At 67.1% G+C, this 19,348-nt stretch carries 17 protein-coding genes; 7 read left to right on the forward strand and 10 right to left on the reverse strand.

Annotated features, from left to right (window positions below):
• Positions 1-112 precede the first annotated feature (112 nt).
• Both P5W98_RS13770 and P5W98_RS13775 read right to left on the reverse strand, forming a co-directional pair.
• Positions 113-1,069 (reverse strand): complex I NDUFA9 subunit family protein, encoded by a 957-nt coding sequence (locus P5W98_RS13770; protein ID WP_421024966.1) that lies wholly within the window; start codon positions 1,067-1,069, stop codon positions 113-115.
• A 94-nt stretch (positions 1,070-1,163) separates the two neighbouring features.
• Positions 1,164-3,143 carry a lytic transglycosylase domain-containing protein gene (locus P5W98_RS13775; protein WP_421024967.1) on the reverse strand — a complete coding sequence of 660 codons (1,980 nt, stop codon included), beginning with the start codon at positions 3,141-3,143 and terminating at the stop codon, positions 1,164-1,166.
• Between the two features lie 20 nt (positions 3,144-3,163).
• On the opposite strand from P5W98_RS13775, the gene P5W98_RS13780 reads away from it, so the two are divergent.
• Positions 3,164-3,778: a 5-formyltetrahydrofolate cyclo-ligase gene (locus tag P5W98_RS13780; protein ID WP_421024968.1), complete on the forward strand. Its 615-nt coding sequence runs from the start codon at positions 3,164-3,166 to the stop codon at positions 3,776-3,778.
• A gap of 60 nt (positions 3,779-3,838) precedes the next feature.
• Here the strand turns inward: P5W98_RS13780 and P5W98_RS13785 are convergent, their stop codons facing one another.
• Complete coding sequence (locus P5W98_RS13785; RefSeq protein ID WP_421024969.1) at positions 3,839-4,351, reverse strand: winged helix DNA-binding protein; 513 nt, start codon at positions 4,349-4,351, stop codon at positions 3,839-3,841.
• A 175-nt stretch (positions 4,352-4,526) separates the two neighbouring features.
• Between P5W98_RS13785 and pxpB the strand changes: the two genes are divergently transcribed.
• The 5 genes from pxpB (at position 4,527) to P5W98_RS13810 (ending at position 9,006) form a co-directional block, all read left to right on the forward strand.
• Positions 4,527-5,219: a 5-oxoprolinase subunit PxpB gene (pxpB, locus tag P5W98_RS13790; RefSeq protein WP_421024970.1), complete on the forward strand. Its 693-nt coding sequence runs from the start codon at positions 4,527-4,529 to the stop codon at positions 5,217-5,219.
• Entirely contained in the window at positions 5,216-6,295 is a 1,080-nt protein-coding gene (locus P5W98_RS13795) for a biotin-dependent carboxyltransferase family protein (RefSeq protein ID WP_421024971.1), read from the forward strand. Before pxpB ends, P5W98_RS13795 begins: the two co-directional genes overlap by 4 nt.
• Positions 6,296-6,377: 82 nt before the next feature.
• Positions 6,378-7,133, forward strand: coding sequence for a 5-oxoprolinase subunit PxpA (gene pxpA, locus P5W98_RS13800; protein ID WP_421024972.1), 756 nt, complete (start codon positions 6,378-6,380; stop codon positions 7,131-7,133).
• Between the two features lie 179 nt (positions 7,134-7,312).
• Positions 7,313-8,056 (forward strand): DUF969 domain-containing protein, encoded by a 744-nt coding sequence (locus P5W98_RS13805; protein ID WP_421024973.1) that lies wholly within the window; start codon positions 7,313-7,315, stop codon positions 8,054-8,056.
• Entirely contained in the window at positions 8,053-9,006 is a 954-nt protein-coding gene (locus P5W98_RS13810; protein WP_421024974.1) for a DUF979 domain-containing protein, read from the forward strand. Before P5W98_RS13805 ends, P5W98_RS13810 begins: the two co-directional genes overlap by 4 nt.
• Here the strand turns inward: P5W98_RS13810 and P5W98_RS13815 are convergent.
• Positions 9,003-9,836, reverse strand: coding sequence for a glycosyltransferase family 2 protein (locus tag P5W98_RS13815; protein ID WP_421024975.1), 834 nt, complete (start codon positions 9,834-9,836; stop codon positions 9,003-9,005). The genes P5W98_RS13810 and P5W98_RS13815 overlap by 4 nt on opposite strands.
• A 241-nt stretch (positions 9,837-10,077) precedes the next feature.
• Between P5W98_RS13815 and P5W98_RS13820 the strand changes: the two genes are divergently transcribed.
• The gene (locus tag P5W98_RS13820) at positions 10,078-12,189 is read left to right on the forward strand and encodes a tetratricopeptide repeat protein (protein WP_421024976.1); all 2,112 of its coding nucleotides are present in this window, start codon (positions 10,078-10,080) and stop codon (positions 12,187-12,189) included.
• Here P5W98_RS13820 and P5W98_RS13825 read toward each other — a convergent pair.
• The 6 genes from P5W98_RS13825 to P5W98_RS13850 all read right to left on the reverse strand — a co-directional run bounded on the left by P5W98_RS13825 (position 12,170) and on the right by P5W98_RS13850 (position 19,286).
• Positions 12,170-13,444 (reverse strand): TraB/GumN family protein, encoded by a 1,275-nt coding sequence (locus P5W98_RS13825; RefSeq protein ID WP_421024977.1) that lies wholly within the window; start codon positions 13,442-13,444, stop codon positions 12,170-12,172. The two genes, P5W98_RS13820 and P5W98_RS13825, sit on opposite strands and share 20 nt — an antisense overlap.
• Positions 13,422-14,447 (reverse strand): peptide ABC transporter ATP-binding protein, encoded by a 1,026-nt coding sequence (locus tag P5W98_RS13830; RefSeq protein WP_421024978.1) that lies wholly within the window; start codon positions 14,445-14,447, stop codon positions 13,422-13,424. The genes P5W98_RS13825 and P5W98_RS13830 overlap by 23 nt, the downstream gene beginning before the upstream one ends.
• Positions 14,444-15,454, reverse strand: a complete 1,011-nt coding sequence (locus P5W98_RS13835) for an ABC transporter ATP-binding protein (RefSeq protein ID WP_421024979.1) — start codon at positions 15,452-15,454, stop codon at positions 14,444-14,446. The genes P5W98_RS13830 and P5W98_RS13835 overlap by 4 nt, the downstream gene beginning before the upstream one ends.
• 83 nt (positions 15,455-15,537) lie before the next feature.
• Positions 15,538-16,455 carry an ABC transporter permease subunit gene (locus tag P5W98_RS13840; RefSeq protein WP_421025286.1) on the reverse strand — a complete coding sequence of 306 codons (918 nt, stop codon included), beginning with the start codon at positions 16,453-16,455 and terminating at the stop codon, positions 15,538-15,540.
• Between the two features lie 54 nt (positions 16,456-16,509).
• Positions 16,510-17,523 (reverse strand): ABC transporter permease subunit, encoded by a 1,014-nt coding sequence (locus P5W98_RS13845; RefSeq protein WP_421024980.1) that lies wholly within the window; start codon positions 17,521-17,523, stop codon positions 16,510-16,512.
• Between the two features lie 128 nt (positions 17,524-17,651).
• Entirely contained in the window at positions 17,652-19,286 is a 1,635-nt protein-coding gene (locus P5W98_RS13850; protein ID WP_421024981.1) for an ABC transporter substrate-binding protein, read from the reverse strand.
• Between the last annotated feature and the right edge of the window lie 62 nt (positions 19,287-19,348).

Raw genomic sequence — 19,348 nt, forward strand, 5'->3', positions numbered from 1 at the left:
CCGTTTTACCGTTGAATAAAGAGTCAAGGTTGGACGCGCCACGCGCCGTGCCCGGCTTCGTGATGCGTGGCGCAGGTGTTGCGTATTGCGTTCGTTCGTGCGGCTTCGGACGCTATCGATGCGCGCTCGTGCGAAAGAGGTTCAGGCGCGAGCGCAGCGAGGCGTCGGCGAGATAGAGCGGCGCGATCGTCTCGATGCTCGCGGGCTCCACGCCCAGTTCGGGTGCGAGCGGCCCGGCGAGCACGCTGTCGACTTTCATCGAATCGAGATTATCGCGCGTGAGCACCGGCACGCCGGGCGCCATCTCGAACGAAAGCGCCTGCAAGCGCGCGAACGCATTGGGCAAGCGCACGATGCGCGCGTGACGGCCCACGACTTCGCCGCAGTACTGCACCAGTTGCTCTAGTGTGTAGACCGTCGGACCGCCGAGTTCATAAGTGTGCCCGCTCGCGGCGTCGAGATCGAGTACGTTGACGATCGCTTTCGACACGTCGCCCACATAGACGGGCTGGAACTTCGCATCGGGCATGCCGAGCGGGATCACCGGGAAAAGCTTTTGCAGCACGGCGAAGCGATTGAGGAACGTGTCGTCCGGACCGAACACCACGGACGGGCGCAGGATCGTCGTGGCAAGCGCGGTGGCCGCGTGCACGGCTTTTTCGCCGTCGCCTTTCGAGCGCAGATACATGCTCGGCCCGCGCGGATCCGCGCCAATCGCACTCACGTGGATCAAGCGGTGCACGCCCTTGCTCTCGCAGGCGGCGACGATCTTCGTGGGCAGTTCGACATGCAGCTTCGCGAAGCCCGGGCCGTAGGGCGTGCCGTGGCCGCCGTTGAGCGTGCCGATGAGATTGATGACGGCATCGGCATTTTCGACGAAGCCCGCGAGCGCGACCGGATCGCTCACGTCGGCTTCGACCACGTCGATGGGAAGCACGGTGAGATGGCTGGCATTGGCGCGCCGCCGGGTGGCCACGCGCACATCCTTGCCTGCCTCGACGAGCGCATTGACGAGATGGCTGCCGATGAATCCCGAACCGCCGATGACCGCGATGGCTTGATGTCTCATCCTCGACCTCCTCGCGCACTCTCGTGCGCGCACCGGCGCGAGGCGCCGGGGTTCGTGCGGCGGCGAGGCTCGCAAAAGCCGTGCCGCGCGACGTTTACTGCAGCGGCGAGATAAAGCCGAGACGCGTCTTCAGCGATTGCGGACGGCCCTCGAACAGCGCCGCGTAGTAGACCGTGTTCGACAACACGTTTTTCACGTAATCGCGGGTTTCCTGGAACGGAATGGTTTCCGCGAAGATTGCGCCCTCGACGCCGCGGGGCATGTTTGCGCGCCACTGGCGCGGGCGGCCCGGTCCGGCGTTGTAGCCCGCGGTGGCGAGCACGGCGGAACCGTCGAACTGATTGTAGATCATCGACAAATAGTTCGTTCCGAGCAGGATATTGGTGTCCAGCTCGTTGAGCTGGTCGCGCGAGAGCGGGCCGAGGCCGATCTTCTTGGCCACCATCTGCGCCGTGGCCGGCATGATCTGCATGAGGCCGCTCGCGCCCACGCCCGACTTCGCATTGAGAATGAAGCGCGACTCCTGGCGAATCAGCCCATAGGCCCATTCGACGTCGAGGCCATTGCTTTGCGCGTCGCGCTCCACCACGTCGCGGAACGGCGCGAGATAGCGCAGCGAGAAGTCGTGCTCGGTCTGCGTGCGGTCGGCCGTGTTGACGGTGCGATCGAGCAACCGGATGCGCTTCGCGTATTCGGCGACGGCCAGCAACTGGCGATCGCTCATGCCGCGCAGCGGCCAGTTCCATTCGCGATTGCCTTCGAGCCGCAGGTTCAGCGCGTAAAAGCGTTGCGCGAGCGCGAAGCCCGGCGTCTGCGCAACCTGGGCGATGTCGGCGTCGCTGACCGAGGTCTTCGGCGGGATGGTGATCTTCTGACCCAGTTCCTCGGTCGCAAGCTGGCCGTAGAAGTTATAGCCTGCCGAGATCGACGCGAACTCCTGGTTTGCCTGATTCGTCTCGCCGGCCTGCTTGAGCGCGCGCGCGTGCCAGTAGACCCATGCGGGTTGCGAGCGCAATGCCGCGGGCATCTGCTCGATCGACCAGCGGACCATGGTCCAGTCGCCGCCGAGCAGCGCGGCGCGCGTGCGCCATTCGTAGGCGGGATTCGAGAGCGGCGCGTTGGCCGAGAGGCGATACCAGTCGAGCGCGGCCGGCATGCGCTTGAGCGCGCCCTGATAGCCGATCGTGCCCCAGCCGATTGCACGCTCGGGCGAGGTGAGCGAAGGCGCGACCTGCGCGAAAGTAGCGGCCGCCATGGCGGGGTCGTTGCGCGCCATCAGGGTGACCGCGAGCAGCGCGAGCTGATGCGATTGCGGATCGGCGCTCACGCCGCGCGCGAGTGTGAGCGGCGGCGTGCTGACCGCCTGGCTGAACGCGGTAGGGTCGGGGCGCTGCGCGAGGCCGTCGAGCAGCTTCGCGCCCGTCGAGGTCTGGTTCTGTTCGTAGGCGAGGCGGATCTGCTGCCAGACATCGTCGCTGGTGAACTGGCCTTTGATGGCGAGCGCCGTGATGAGGTCGACGCAGCCGTCGCCGTAATAGCGCGGCTCGACCAGCAGCGCGCGTGCATCGCTGGCGACGTTTTCGCCGCGCGCCGCACGCGACTCCAGCGCGTAGCACTTCACCTGCGTGTCGTCGTTGAGCACGAAGCGCGCATACTGCTGGTCGAAGTTCGCCCAGTCGTGGCGCGCGCCGAGCACGGTCAGATAGTCGTTGCGCAGACGGTCGGCGATGGCCTCGCCGTCGTGGCGCTGCAGGAACGACAGCACCGCCGCGTCGGGCGCGTCCACGCGCGCATGGCCCTGCGAATCGAACAGTTGTGGCTTCAACTGGAAGTATTCGAGGTACGACGGCGCAGGATAATCCGGAATCGTCGCGGCGAGCTGCGCGGCGCGCGCGGCATCGTTATTGCGCGCGGCCTCGCGAAGCTGGATGAAGATTTGGTCGTCGCTTGAAAGCTCAGCGCCCGGAGCGAGGGCAACCGGCCGCACGGCAGAGGCCGTGCTGCACGCGACGAGTGCCACGGCTGCCAGTGCAAGACCGGCCGCGCGATATACTCGGACAAAGCGTTTGGACATCGTTATTTCTGGAGCGCGAGGTGAACCCAAGCATAGCATGCAACCCTGCGGCCCCATCCAAAAAGGCGTGGCGTTTACGACTTCGCACAGCCCGTCTTGAGGCGTCTGCCGACGCGCTGGCCAACGCGGCGCTGAGCGCGCATCTCGATGCCCTCGTCGGCCGTCTCGCGCCGCGTTCGATCGGCTTTTACTGGCCGTTGCCGGGCGAGTTCGATGCACGGGAATGGATTGCCTCGTGGCTCGCCGCCGACGCGTCGCGTCGCGCCGCGCTGCCCGTCATTGCCGAGCGCTACGCGCCGCTGCAGTTCTATTTCTGGTCCCCGGGCGCGCCGATGCGCGAGGGTCATCACGGCATTCCCGAACCGGAGTCCGCCGAGGCGGCGCTGCCCGATCTGCTGCTCGTGCCCTGCATGGGGTTCGACCGCGACGGCTACCGGCTCGGGTACGGCGGCGGCTATTACGACCGCACGCTCGCTGCCTGGCCCGGCGCGGCGTTGCCGCTCACGGTGGGCATCGCGTATGAAGCGTGCCGCATCGACGACGGCGTGCCCGAGCGCGGCGCGCACGATCTGCCGCTCGACGCCGTGGTCACCGAAGCCGGCGCGCATCTCGTGGGGCGTCTCGCGGCGCGCTGAGCTGCGTGTCGAGTTGTGCATGCGTTGTGCATGCGTTGCGCGTCGTGCCGCGGCACGTGCTCAAAGCGACGCCGCGGCGCGCGCCGCCGTGTCGTAAAGTCCGGACGCATTGCGCATCAACTGCGCCGCGTCGCCGATCTGCTCATTGGTGAGGCCGCTTTCCTTGAGCGTGGCGATCAGGCAGCTCTCGCGCACGTCGCGATAGCGCATGCATAGATCGCGCCCCGCCGGCGTCACCGAAAAGAACACTTCCTTGCCGCTTTTCTCGCTCTCGACGAGACCGCGCGCGACCAGCTTCTTGAGCGCGTAAGTGGCGACGTGCGTATCCTCGATATTGAGCACGAAGCAAATATCGGCGAGCTTCTTGCGGCGCTCGCGATGACCCACGTGATGGAGCAGCGAGACCTCGACCGGCGTCATGTCCTTCGCGCCGGCCGCCGACATGCAGCGCACCATCCAGCGATTGAATGCATTGCTTGCCATGATGAGCGCGTACTCGAGCTCGGAGAGCTCTGCGCTCGCCTCGGAGACGAGATGCTCGGACGAAACGATCTTGGTCGGCTGACGCGACATGACTCAACCCTGTGGTCGAAACGGTGTGCCGCCAGTGTAGTGATGTCGCGCGCGCGTCGCGCCTGGCAGAAACGCTTATTGATAATTTATCGATAAATTGTCGAGAATGTATCCTGACAAAATCGGACGCCGGCCACGACGCCGGAGCCTGAACCGCCTGCAACCGCTTGAGACGATGAGCCATCCTGTTCCCCGTATTTACTTCCTCGGCGACGAGGCGCTCGTCTGCGAGGCCTCGCCGCCCGCCACGCTGGAGGTCCAGCGCCGCATCTGGGCCGTGGCCGCGCAGGTGCGCGGCTGGGACGCCGTGCGCGAAGTGGTGCCCGGCATGAACAATCTGACGATCACCTTCGATGCGCTTTCCACCCGCGCCAACGCACTCGCCGCCGCGCTGGAAACGGCATGGCACGACGCCGAGGGCGCGCCCGAAGCCGCCTTCGAGGGCCGCGAAGTCGAGATCCCGGTGAGCTACGGCGGCGCCGCGGGCCCCGATCTCGGCGCGGTCGCGCAGCACACCGGGCTCGCGCCTGCCGACGTCGCCGCGCGTCATGCGGCAGGCATCTACACCGTGTTCTTCCTCGGCTTTCAACCGGGCTTCGCCTATCTCGGCGGACTCGACGCCGCGCTTCACACGCCGCGCAGGCGTGCGCCGCGGCTCGCCGTCCCCACCGGGTCAGTCGGCATTGGCGGCGAGCAGACCGGCATCTATCCGGCGCAGGCGCCCGGCGGCTGGCAGCTGATCGGCCGCACCGCGCTCACCCTCTTCGATCCCGCGCGCAATCCGCCCACGCTGCTCATGCCGGGCGACCGCGTGCGCTTCGCCATCGAGAGCATCAACGAAGCCATCCCCGAGGAGACCCACGCATGATCGAAGTGCTGCGCGCAGGTCTGCTCACCACGGTTCAGGATCTCGGCCGGCCGGGCTACCGGCATCTCGGCGTCGCCACCGGCGGCGCGCTCGATACGCTCGCGCTCGAAGTGGGCAACCGCCTCGTCGGCAACCGGCACGACGCGGCGGGGCTCGAAATCACCTTCGGCCCGGTGGCGCTGCGCTTTGCGCGCGCGACGCGCGTGGCCATCACCGGCACCGACTTTGGCGCGACGCTCGACGGCAAGCCGGTATGGTCGTGGTGGAGCCTGCCGGTCGCGGCCGGCGAAACGCTCGTGCTCAATGGCGCGAAGCGCGGCATGCGCGCCTATGTGTGCGTCGCGGGCGGCATCGACGTGCTGCCGATGCTCGGCTCGCGCAGCACCGACCTCGCCGCCGGGTTCGGCGGGCTCGCGGGCCGCGCGCTCAAGGACGGCGACCGCCTCGCCACGGGAGCCTCGTTCGCGGCGGGCGGCGAGCGCGCCTCGCTTGCCGCGGGCGCGCCGCCGTTCGGCGTGAAAGCGCCGTCGCAATGCGGCTTCGCGTACCCGGACGAAGTGCCGCCGAGGCGCGGCCGCCATCCGGACGGCATGCTGTGGGCCGTCCCCGTGCGCGTGCTGCACGGTCCCGAGTACGACAGCTTCACGCCCGAGGCGCAGCGCGCCTTCTGGTCCGACGAATGGCAAGTCACGCCTAACAGCAACCGCATGGGTTATCGGCTCGAAGGCACGCCGCTCGCGCGCGAAACGCCCGCCGACCTGCTCTCGCACGCGGTGCTGCCGGGCACGATCCAGGTGCCGCCGAACGGTCAGCCCATCGTGCTGATGAGCGATGCGCAGACCACGGGCGGCTATCCGAAGATCGGCGCCGTAATCCGCGCCGATCTGTGGAAGCTCGCCCAGGTGCGGCTCACGACGGGCGTGCGCTTCATCGAGACGACGCCGGCCATCGCGCGCCGCGCGCTCGAGGAGGAACGCGCCTATCTGCGGCAGATCGATACCGCGATCGCCATGCAGGACGAGCGCCACGCGAGCCGCCGCATGCGGGCGGCGTCCGCACAGGGCTCAGGCGCATGACGCGGACCGCGACAGCCGCGACACGGCATTGAAGCAAGACGCGCAGCGACACAGGGCGCGCAGCAATACGGAGAGAATCACCATGACGACCATCGATCTGAACGCCGATCTCGGCGAAGGCTGCGGCTCCGACGAGGCGCTGCTCGACCTCGTGAGCTCGGCCAACATCGCGTGCGGCTGGCACGCGGGCGGCGCCAACGCCATGCGCGAATGCGTGCGCTGGGCGGTGGACAAAGGCGTGTCGATCGGCGCGCACCCGAGCTTCAACGACCCCGAGAACTTCGGCCGCAAAGAGATGAACCTGCCCGCCGAGGAAATCTACGCGGGCGTGCTCTACCAGCTGGGCGCGCTCTCGGCAATCGCCCAGGCGGAAGGCGGCCGCATCGCGCACATGAAACCGCACGGCGCGCTCTACAACCAGGCCGCGCGCGACCCGAAGATCGCCGACGCGATCGTCTCGGCCGTGCACGACTTCGATCCATCGGTGACGGTGTTCGCGCTCGCGGGCAGCGGGCTCGTCGCCGCCGTGCGCGAAGCGGGCCTCGTGGCCGTGGAAGAAGTGTTCGCCGACCGCGGCTACCGCGCCGATGGCTCGCTCGTGCCGCGCAGCGAACCGGGCGCGCTGCTCGACGACGAAGACGCCGTGCTCGCGCGCACGCTCGCGATGATCCGCGAGCAGCGCGTGCAGTCCGTGGACGGCGCGTGGGTGCCGCTCAACGCCCAGACCATCTGCCTGCACGGCGACGGGCCGCATGCGCTCGCGTTCGCGCGGCGCATCCGGGCGGCGCTCGATGACGCCGGCATCGGCGTGCGCGCGGCGGGCGTCGCCGAGGCCTGAGCGCACTGCAGGTAAACGGATTCAAGCATTACCGAAGCAAGAACAGGGCCGACAAGAGCCGGGCAGTCAGAGCGCCGCGCCGCGCTACACGCGTCGCACGGCGTTTCATCACCGCGACTCGCTGCACATGACGCAGCGGGTCGCGGCAATAACGACGCACAAAAACTGGAGACAAAGAGATGCAGAGCACTGTCAATTTATGGCCGCTCATCGGAGTGGCCGTCATCATCGTCGGCTTTGTATTGCGCTTCAATCCGATGCTGATCGTCGCGGCGGCGGCCATCGTCACCGGCTTCGGCGCCGGGTTCCCGCCCGGCAAGATCCTCGCGGCCATCGGCACTGGCTTCATCAAGACCCGCAACCTGCCGCTCATCATCCTGCTGCCGCTCGCCGTGATCGGGCTTTCGGAGCGCCACGGCCTGCGCGAGCGCGCGCAAATCTGGATCGGCAACATCAAGGCCGCGACGGCCGGGCGTCTGTTGATCGTCTACCTGTTCGTGCGCGAGATCACCGCCGCAGTCGGGCTCACGGGGCTCGGCGGGCATCCGCAGATGGTGCGTCCGCTGATCGCGCCGATGGCCGAAGGCGCCTCCGAAAATCGCTTCGGCAAGCTTCCCGACACGGTGCGCTACAAGCTGCGCGCCTGGTCCGCCGCGACCGACAACGTGGGCCTCTTCTTCGGCGAGGACATTTTCGTGGCGTTCGGCGCGATCGTGCTGATGGTCACGCTGCTCAAGGAAGCGGGCGTCGCGGTCGAGCCGATCCACGTCGCGTTCTGGGGCATTCCCACTGCGATCTGCGCGTTCCTGATTCACGGCGCGCGGCTGTGGCTGCTCGACCGCAAGCTCGAGCGCGAGTTGGGCGGCACCCGGCGCGGCGCGCAGCGCGACGCCACGAGCCGGCAGCAAGGAGACGAGGCATGACCATCACCCTCAACTGGCTCTACTGGCTGCTCGGCATTGTGCTGCTGATCGTCGGCGGCATGATCGTGCTCGACCGCGAGCATCCGCGCCGCCTCACCGCAGGCGGCTTCTGGATCCTCTATGCGCTGATCTTTCTCGTCGGCGACCACCTTCCCGCCGAACTCGTGGGCGCGCTCGCACTCGCCATGGCGGTGATCGCCGGCTTCGGCGGCGTGACCGGCGGCAAGCCGAAGGTGCTCCCCCTCGAAACGCGGCTCGCGAGCGCGAAGCGCCTCGGCAACAAGCTCTTCGTGCCCGCGCTCACCATTCCCGCTGTCACCGTCGTGCTCACCTTCGCGGCCAGCCATCTCGTGGTGGGGGCCACGCCGCTCATCGATCCGAAAAACGTCACGCTGATCGGCTTCGGCATTGGCTGCGTGCTCGCGCTCGTGATCGCCTGCATCATCACGCGCGACAGCGTCGGCCAATCGATGCAGGAGACGCGCCGTCTCGTCGACGCGCTCTCGTGGGCCGCCGTGCTGCCGCAAATGCTCGGCATGCTCGGTCTCGTGTTCTCGGACGCGGGCGTGGGCAAGGCGGTCGCGCATGTGACTACGTCGTACATCAACATGGACCTGCGCTTCGTGGCCGTGGCGGTCTACTGCATCGGTATGGCGCTCTTCACCGTGATCATGGGCAACGGCTTCGCGGCATTCCCGGTAATGACGGGCGGCGTGGGCGTGCCCGTGCTGGTGGGCGCCTTCCACGTGAACCCGGCGATGATGGCGGCCATCGGCATGTTCTCGGGCTACTGCGGCACGCTCATGACGCCCATGGCCGCGAACTTCAACATCGTGCCCGCCGCGCTGCTGGAGTTGCCCGACAAGAACGCGGTGATCCGCGTGCAGGTGCCCACGGGGCTCGGCATTCTGGCGGCCAATATCGTACTGCTGTACGTGCTCGGGTTCTAGGCGGGTCCGGGCGGCGCTTTGCGCAGCGTCTCGACGAACTGCGCAAGGTGCGGGAAATGCCGCGTCACGAGCGCTTCGGGCAGGAGGTACTGCGGAAAGCCCGCCGTGGCGCTGTGCGCGTGAAGGACGTGCAGGCACAAGCCGATGTCGTCGGCAAAGTGCGCGAGGTTCGCGCCGCGTCCGAGCGCGGCATGCAGAAACTCGCCGTCCTCATTGGACGAACCCGACTCGAACGGGCCGGCGGCCCACAGGCGCTTCGTGTAGACGTAGCTGAAGCCGTAGCCGGAATGGTTGTCGGCGAACGCCCGGTGGTCGGCGGGAAAGTTGAGCGCCGTCATCGGTCGCGGGCTCCAGTGAAAATGCAGCCCGTTCTTGTGCAGCAAGTCCCACCAGGCGAGCTGGTCGTACACGCGGCTATACAGAAAGAATGCGCTGAGCTTGACGAAATCGGCGCGGCGCTCGCTCAACTGCGCGCACATGACGCGCAGATAGTCGGGCGCGTAGTATTCGCAGTCATCGAAATGGGCGATGACTTCGGCGCGTGCGAGCGCCACCGCGAGATTGCGCTTGGCACCGACGCTCATGCGCTGCGGCACGTGGCGATACACCACGCGCGCGTCGCCGAGATTCTGCATGAATGCGCTGGGCCGCTCGCTGTCGTCTACCACGATCCATTCGCAGGCCGCCAGATCCTGACGCGCGAACGACTGGTAAGCATGCGGCAGCATGGCCTCGCGCCCCCCGGTGGGCGTGATGACGCTAACGACAGGTGCCATCGGCACACCAGGCTTGCCAGGCGCGTCGGTCCTGGCCTTCGGTGAATTCGTCATGTTGCGCTCCTGGCCAGACAAAAGCTGAAAAGCTGGATGGTAGGGCCGCCTCATGTGAACCGAAATCGAATTCCCACTAAAGCCGTGTTCGCCTCGTGGGCCGCACAGGGTGTTTCGTCACCGGCCGCAGCGCTTTCGGAATTTTCTTATCGAAGCGGCAGGGCCAGATCCCTACTTTGTACGGTTCTCTCCAATTCCGGTCAGATGCGCGCCCATCGCCCGCGCGCCGGATCGGCCTCACATGCCCATGACTTCGAACGCCGACGGTTCCTCCGCTTCCGCTGATTCCTCCCCGCCTGACGAACACGCCGAACATGCCGATTCCGGTGCGCGCCTTGCCGCCGCACTCGCAGCCCACGGCGCGGGGCGTCTTGACGAAGCACAAGCGATCTATCGCGCGCTGGTCGAGCGCGATTCGACCCATGCCGACGCCTTGCATTACTGGGGCGTGGCGCGCCACCAGCTCGGCGACCATCGTGGCGCACTCGCGCTCATGGATCGCGCGCTCGCGCACGCGCCCAACGACGCGGTCTGCTGGAGCAATCGCGGACTCGCCGCGCTCTCGCTCGGCCAGCACGAGGAAGCGGCGCACAACCTGCGCGAGGCGCTGCGCCTCGTACCCGGATTCGCCGATGCGCACAACAACCTCGGGCTCGCGCTGCGCGAAGCGGGCGACCTCGCGGGAGCCGAGCGCCACTGCCGTGCGGCGCTCGCGCTGGCGCCGGAGTCCGTGAACGCGCAGGTGAACCTGGGCAGCGTGCTCGCGAAGCTCGCGCGCGGCGAGGAGGCGCTCGCCTGCTATCGCGAAGCGCTTGCGCTCGCGCCCGCCGACGCCGCCATTCACTTCAACCTCGGCAACGCGCAGCGCGCACTCGGCGACGACGCTGCCGCCATCGTTCACTACCGCCAGGCCGTCGAGCTGGCGCCCGGCTACGCGGCCGCCTGGGTGAATCTCGGCACCACGCTCGGCCAGACCGGCGACTATCGGGCCGCGGAAACGTGCTATCGCAGGGCCGTGGAGCTGGAGCCGAACGCGGCGAATCTCGTGTGCCTCGGCGCTTCGCTGGGCGCGCAAGGGCGCAACGACGAGGAAGCGCCCTACTACCAGCGCGCGATCGAGATCGACCCGCAAAACGCCGACGCGCGCCAGAACCTCGTCTGGCTCAAGCTCAAGCGCGGCGAGTATCGCGAAGGCTGGGCCGAGTATGCTCGGCGCTGGCGCGCCTGCGATTACGCGCCGTTCGACATCGAAGGCATCGCCGAGTGGCAAGGCGAGCCGCTCGACGGCAAGCGCCTCTTGCTCGTGCACGAGCAGGGCTTCGGCGACCAGATCCAGTTCGTGCGCTACGCGAGCGTGCTTGCCGCGCGCGGCGCAAGCGTGGACGTCTGCGTGCCGCAGACCCTGCAGTTGCTCGCGCAGTCGGTGCCGGGCGTGCACCGCGCCTGGACCGGCACGCCCGCAGGCGACTACGACTACTGGCTATACGTGATGAGTGCCCCGTCCGCGTGCGGCACCGAACTCCACACGGTTCCGGCCACGGTGCCCTATCTCTTTGCACGCGACGTCGACATTCAGGCGTGGAAGCCGCGCGTGCAGGCCGCGATGCTCGCGGACCTCGCGCGCCAGGCCGGCAAAGCCCCGCCCCCGGCCCCGCTGGCCGCGCTAGAAGCAGTCGCCAAACCAACCGGTGCGACTAATGCGACCCATGCGACCGGCGCGGCAAGCACGCCCGGCCGCTTGCGCAAGCCCGCTGGCTACCGCAACATCGGCCTCGTCTGGGGCGGCAATCCCGGCTTCTATAACGACCACAACCGCTCGGTGGCGCTGGCGGCATTCCAGCCGCTCTTCACGCTGGAGAAAATCAGCTGGTTCTCGCTGCAAAAGGGCGAAGCGGCCCGCGCGCAGCTTGCGGCGCTGGCCGGCGGCGCACCGGTCCATGACTTCAGCGACGATCTGCGCGACTTCGGAGACACGGCCGCGCTCATCATGAATCTCGATCTCGTGATTGCCGTGGATACCTCGGTCGCGCATCTGGCCGGCGCGCTTGGCAAGCCGGTCTGGATCCTCGTGCCCGCGAACGGCGAATGGCGCTGGCTCGAAAAGCGCGCGGACTCGCCGTGGTACCCCACGGCGCGGCTGTTCCGCCAGCGCGAAGTGGGTAACTGGCAACCGGCGCTCGAAGAACTGCGCGAGGCGCTCGCCGAAAAACCCGGGCGCGTGACAGGCACCAGTGGCGCAAGCGGCAAAAGCGGCGCAAGCAGCGCAGGCGCGCGCAAGTCCGCGCAGAAAGCGCGCAAGGCAACCGGGTTGCCCATCAACGAAGAGCTGGACCTCAGCCCGGATCAACGGTGAAGCCGCGCTGCCGCAGCAACTGGAGCACGCCGTTGCGTCCGCCCAGGTGCAGCGCGCCGACTGCCACGAAGAGCGGCTTGTTGGGCGCGGTATACAGTTGCATGCGCGCGACGAAGCGGCGGTTGCGCTCGTAGACGATGCGGTTATCCACCGACGCCGCCACGCGCGGGTCGTGCGCGAGCTTTTCGGTGTGGGCGGCATCCCAGGCCGCGATTGCGTCGGCGTCGCCGAGGCGCCACAGCCGCAACAGCGTCTGCACGTCTGCGACGTTTTGCGCGGGCGTTTGCGCGAGATCCTGCGCGAGCATCTCGCGCTGCTGCGCAAGCGTGAGGTGAGTGAACGCGCGCATCTGCTCAGCCAGCGTTTCCAGCCCAACCACGCGCCGCCCCTTCAGGCGCAGGTACACGTTCTGCAGCTGCGCCTCGGTACCGTACTCGGTCTGCAAACCCGCGCTCAGCGAATCGTAGGTTTCCACCAGCAGCGAGGCGAGCCACGGCTTCATCTTGCGGATCTCGGCGAGCGCCTCGGGATTGCCGCGCAAGCGCGCCGCGAGCTTCGCCCAGAGCGGATCGGGCAGCAGTTGTTGCAGGCAGGGCTTGCGGCACACGCCATATTTCGAGACGTCGTCCTGCGAGACGAGCAGGTCATCGGGCGAAAGTTCGAGCGCAAGCGTGGGCGAGGCGTTGAGCGCCGCGAGGATCGGCGCACGGAACGGCTGGTTCGGCGGATAGTCGGCGGGGTCGCCCACGTGCAGCGTGCCGAGCAGATAAATGGTGGTGGTGCCGCGCGTGGCGACATAGAACGGCATGCGTGCCGGCTGCGTGCGCACCGGACCGCCCGCCGTCGTACCCGATGCGTAGCTCGGCATGGGCGGCGGCGAGTGGAAGCCCGGCAGGCCGCCGCCCGAAGGCTGGCCTGGCGCGGGAACGGCAGGATGCACGCCGGGGACATTGGCGACGGTGGCGGCCGCATACGCGCTGGGCAGGAACGCGCGCAGCGGCCGGTCGAGCGACGGCCCGAGCGCAACGGCCAGCGCAAGCGCCGTTGCCAGCGCCGCGCGCAGCCATGAGCGCGCCCGCGCGAACGCAGCGGCGAACGCAGCTGCAATTGCTCGCGCAAGCCCCCGTGAAAGCGCGCCGCCCGCCCGCAGGCGGCCCCGGTTTTGCATCGTCGATGCGGCGCGACGGCCGCCCTTTGGCTTGCGGCGCGCAAACCGGCGCGCCGCCGTTACTTCAGGCCGGCATGGGCCGCCCATCTTCTTCCCCCACCTCCTCAGCACGATGGCAGGATACCTGACGCCCATCCACTTCGCGTAAAACCGGCACTTCCTTGCGGCACCGTTCGACCGCATACGGACAACGCTGATGGAAAGTGCAGCCCGAAGGCGGGTTCAGCGGCGAAGGCAGCTCGCCCTCCAGCTTGATCTTCACGCGCCGGTCCGCTTCGAAGATCGCGGGCGTCGCCGAAAGCAGCGAGCGCGTGTACGGATGGCGCGGCCGCCCGATCACCGTGTGCTTGTCGCCAAGCTCGGCCACGCCGCCCAGGTACATCACCATCACGTCGTCGGCGATATGCTCGACCACGGCCAGGTTGTGCGAAATGAACACGTAGCTGGTGCGGAACTGCTCCTGCAGATCCATGAACAGATTGAGGATCTGCGCCTGGATCGACACGTCGAGCGCGGACACCGGCTCGTCGGCCACCACGATCTGCGGGTCGAGGATCATCGCGCGCGCAATGGCGACACGCTGACGCTGGCCGCCCGAGAACATGTGCGGATAGCGCTTCGCATGCTCGGGCCGCAGGCCCACGATGCGCATCATGTGCGCGATGCGGTCGGCGCGCTCGCTCGCCGTGAGCTTGGTGTTGATCGCGAGCGGCTCGCCGAGCGTCTGCTCGACGGTCTTGCGCGGATTGAGCGAGGCGAACGGGTTCTGGAACACCATCTGCACGCGGCGGCGCAGCGCGGCGATCTTCTCGTGGCTCGCGTGCGCGACGTCCTCGCCGTCGATGGTCAGCTTGCCCGAGGTGGGCGGCTCGATCATCGTGAGCTGGCGCGCGAGCGTGGACTTGCCGCAGCCCGACTCGCCCACCACCGCGAGCGTGCGCCCGCGCGTGAGCGAGAACGACACGCCATTGAGCGCCTTCACGGTGCCCGTGCCGAACATGCCGCGCTTCACGCTGTAGTGCTTCTTGAGGTTGTCCGCGACGAGTACTTTGTCATCCTCGCGAGCCGCGGATTGCCGGACTGCGTTCATCGCGCGCCTCCGTTGGATTGAGTCAGGGCCACGTTCAGCGGCTTGATGCAGCGCACCTGCGCGTAGCCGGCGCTCTGGTCGGCGCGATCGGCGACTGGATCGAGCGCCGGCCGCGCCTTCATGCAGCCGTCCACCACGTACTTGCAGCGCGGCGCGAACAGGCATCCGCCCGGCCGGTCGTCGCGGCCGGGCACCATGCCGGGCAGCGCGGCCAGACGCATGGCCCCCTTGTTGTGCTCGGGGATCGCGGCGAGCAGCGCCTCCGTGTACGGATGGTGCGGCTTGGCGAAGATATCGGGCACGCGGTTGGTCTCGATGATCTCGCCCGCGTACATCACGGCCACGCGCTGCGCGACTTCGGAGACCACGGCCAGATCGTGCGAGATCAGCACGAGCGCCATGCCGCGCTCCTTCTGCAACTGCACGAGCAGCGCCATGATCTGCGCCTGGATGGTCACGTCGAGCGCCGTGGTGGGCTCGTCGGCGATCAGGAGCTTCGGGTTGCAGGCCACGGCCATCGCGATCATCACGCGCTGGTTCATGCCGCCCGACATCTGGTGCGGGAAGTTGTCGATGCGGTTCTTCGCGTCGGGAATGCCCACCTGGTCGAGCAATTCCAAGGCGCGCGCATGGAGCGCGGAACCGCGCAGGCCCTCATGCAGCTTGAGCACTTCCTTGATCTGATAGCCGACCGTGTAGCTCGGATTCAGGCTCGTGAGCGCGTCCTGGAACACCATGGCGATGTCCTTGCCCACGATGCGGCGGCGCTCCTTGCCGGTGGCGTTGAGCAGGTCGCGGCCATCGAAGGTGATGGAGTCGGCGCTCACCTTGCCGGGCGCATCGATGAGGCCCATCAGCGCCATCATCGTCACGCTCTTGCCCGAGCCCGATTCGCCGACGATGCCGAGCACTTCGCCCGGCGCCACCGAGAGATTCACGCGGTCGACGGCGGGCAAGCCGTTGAAGTTCACCGCCAGATTGCGGATGTTCAGTAGTTCTTTCGTCATGTCAGTCCTCGCCGGGCCGCCCCAAGAGGACTGACGCCCCCGCGGGGGGCAGCGACTGTAAGGAGCGTGGGGGTCGTTTTCATTCAGGCCATCCGCTTGAGCTTGGGATCGAGTGCATCGCGCAGCCCGTCGCCGAGCAGATTGATCGCGAGCACCGAGATCAGGATGGAAAGGCCGGGCATCGTGACGATCCACCAGGCGCTGTCGATATAGTCGCGCGCCGAAGCGAGCATCGCGCCCCACTCCGCAGCGGGCGGCTGCACGCCGAGGCCGAGAAAGCCCAGCGCCGCAGCATCGAGAATCGCCGAGCTGAAGCCGAGCGTCGCCTGCACGATCAGCGGCGCGGTGCAGTTGGGCAGCACCTGCGAGAACATCAGCCGCAGCGTGCCGGCGCCGGCCACGCGCGAGGCGGTCACGTACTCCTTGTGCAGTTCGCCGAGCGCCGAGCCGCGTGTCAGACGCACATAACCGGGCAGCGCGACGATGGCGATCGCGAACATGGTGTTCGTGAGGCCCGGGCCGATGATCGCGACCACGGCCACCGCGAGCAAGAGCGACGGCAGCGCGAGCAGCACGTCCATCAGACGCATGATCGGCGTGTCGGCCCACTTCTCGAAGAACGCGGCCACGAGCCCGAGCACGACGCCCGGAATCAGCGCGAGCATCACCGAGACGCAGCCGATCCACAGCGAGAGCCGCGCACCGTACATCAGGCGCGAGAGGATGTCGCGGCCCGCTTCGTCGGTGCCCAGAATGAACTTCCAGTTGCCGCCGTCGAGCCAGGCGGGCGGGATCTTCACGAAATCGCGGTACTGCTCGACGGGGCTGTGCGGCGCGATCAGCGGCGCGAGGACCGCGATGACGATCAGCGCGAGCACGATGATGCCGGCGCCCACGGCGCCCTTGTTGCGCGAGAAGTTCGCCCAGAATTCGCGCAGCACGAGCGCGCGGCCCGAGGGCGGCGTGACGGCGCGGGGCACGCTGTTCTGAATGTCAGCCATCATGCCTCCACGGTTCGATGAATGGATTGAAGGGTTTGCATCGTCATGGCGTGATTACCTCGTATGTCGAATGCGCGGATTGAGCACGCCGTACAGCAAATCGACGAACAGGTTCACGACGATCACGAGCGTCGCGATCATGAGAATGCCGCCCTGCACCACCGGGTAGTCGCGCCGGCTGATCGCGTCGATCAGCCATTTGCCGATGCCGGGCCACGAGAACAGCGTCTCGGTGAGCACCGCCCCGGCCAGCAGCGTGCCGACCTGCAAACCGATCACGGTCACCACGGGAATCAGCGCGTTGCGCAGCGCGTGCACGACGATCACGCGCACGGGCGAGAGGCCCTTGGCGCGCGCGGTGCGGATGTAGTCCTCGCGCAGCACTTCGAGCATGGACGAGCGCGTCATGCGCGCGACCACGGCCAGCGGAATCGTGCCGAGCACGATGGCGGGCAGGATCAGATGCGAGAGCACCGACTTGAACGCGCCTTCGTCGGTGCCTGGCAGCAGCGAATCGATCAGCATGAAGCCGGTGACGTGCGGAATGTCGTATTCGACGGCGATGCGTCCCGACACCGGCGTCCAGCCGAGCTTCGACGAAAACACCATGATGAGAATGAGGCCCCACCAGAAGATCGGCATCGAATAGCCGGTGAGCGCGGTGCCCATCACGCCGTGATCAACGACGGTGCCGCGCCTCAGGGCCGCGAACACGCCGGCGGGCAGGCCCATGGCGAGCGCGAAGATGAGCGCGCACAGCGAAAGTTCGACGGTGGCCGGAAAGCGCGCGAGGAACTCGCCCATCACACTGGTGTTGGTGATGATCGACGTGCCGAGGTTGCCGTGCAGCGCGCGCCACACATAGTGCACGTACTGCATCGGCAGCGGCTCGTCGAGCCCGAGGCGGTGCATGGCCTCGGCGTGCATTTGGGGATCGACGCCGCGCTCGCCCATCATCACTTCGATGGGGTCGCCCGGAATCAGGTGGATGAGCGCGAACGCAAGCAGCGTAATACCGATGAAGGTGGGTATCACCATGCCGATGCGGCGCAATACGAAGCGGAACATGTGACGTTCCCCCTTAAAGCCTGAAATGAAACGCAACCGGCGACAGGGGCTCGTGACCCCGGTCGCCGGACCATTTTCGCGGGCCTTCCGTGTGTGTGAAGGCTGCGCGAAAAACTACCCGATAGACGTTACTGCATGCCGACGCCGTCGAAGCGCGCATAGCCGAGCGGCTCGATGCGCATGTCGGTCACCTTCTTGCTGACCGGCTGATAGACGGTCGAGTGGGCGATCGGCGAGAACGGCAGTTGCTGCGCGAAGATCTGCTGCGCCTGAATGTAGAGATTCGTGCGCACCGCCTGCGCCGAGCTCTGGCGGCCCTTCTGGACCAGCTCGTCGAACGGCTTGTAGCACCACTTGCTGAAGTTGTTGCCGTTCACGGCCTCGCAGCCGAGCAGCGTGCCGAGCCAGTTGTCGGGGTCGCCGTTGTCGCCCGTCCAGCCGATCAGCATCGAGTCGTCCTCGCCCGCGTGCGCGCGCTTGATGTACTCGCCCCACTCGTACGTGACGATCTTCGCCTTCACGCCGATCTTGGCCCAGTCGGCCTGGATCATCTCGGCCATCAGGCGTGCATTCGGGTTGTAGGCGCGCTGCACGGGCATGGCCCAGAGCGTCATCTCGAAGCCGTTGGACAAGCCGGCCTTCGCGAGCAGCGCCTTGGCCTTCGCCGGATCGTACGGCTGCGCCTTCAGCGTCTTGTCGTAGGACCATTGCGTGGGCGGCATCGGGTTGGTCGCGGCCTGGCCCGCGCCTTGATACACCGACTCGATGATCGCCTTCTTGTTGATCGCCATGTCGAGCGCCTGACGCACTTCGAGCTTGTCCATCGGCTTGTGCTCGACGTTGTACGACAGGTAGCCGAGGTTGAAGCCCGGCTGCGAAGGCATCGCGATGTTCGGGTCGGCCTTCAGCGGCGCGATGTCGGCGGGACGCGGATAGCTCATCACCTGGCATTCGTCGCGCTTCAACTTCTGCACGCGCACGCTCGCATCGGGCGTGATCGAGAAGATCAGCTTCGAGAGCTTCACCGCGCCCGGCTTCCAATAGTCAGGATTGCCATCGAAACGGATGGTCGCGTCCTTCGTATAGCTCTTGAAGATGAACGGCCCCGTGCCGACCGGGTACTGATTGATGTCGGCGGCCTTGCCGGCCTTCATCAGTTGATCCGCGTATTCAGCCGAGAGAATCGAGGCGAACTCCATCGCCATGTTCTGGATGAACGGCGCGTTCGGTTCGTTGAGCGTGAACTTCACCGTGTACGGGTCGACCTTCTCGACCTTCGCGATGAGTTTATCCAGGCCCATGTCGGTGAAGTACGGGAACGACACCGGGTACGCCTTGCGGAACGCGTTGTTCGTGTTGAGCATGCGGTCGAACGTGAACACGACGTCGTCGGCGTTGAATTCGCGCGTGGGCTTGAAGTACGCCGTGGTCTGGAACTTCACGCCATGGCGCAGATGGAACGTGTAGGTCTTGCCATCAGGGGAAACATCCCACGATTGTGCGAGACCCGGTTCGACCTTGGTGCCGCCGCGCTCGAACTCGACGAGGCGGTTGTAGACGGTGAACGTGGCCGCGGTGAAGTCGACGCCCGTCGTGTATTGGGCGGAGTCGAAGCCAGCGGGGCTGCCTTCCGAGCAGTACACGAGCGTCTTGTTCGGGATGCTGCCCGCGGCGTGCGCGACGGTGGCCCCCGCAATCGATGCCGCTGCGAGCGCCACGAGCGACGTCATTCGCGCGGCACGCAACAGATTGTTTTCTTTCATGTTTCCTCCAGTTCGGTGCCGGCCTGAGCCAGCGTAGCGCGATCTTACTTGAGCACCGCCTG

Origin of the sequence: Paraburkholderia sp. A1BS-2L (assembly GCF_051125205.1) — a bacterium.
Taxonomy (GTDB): Bacteria; Pseudomonadota; Gammaproteobacteria; order Burkholderiales; family Burkholderiaceae; genus Paraburkholderia.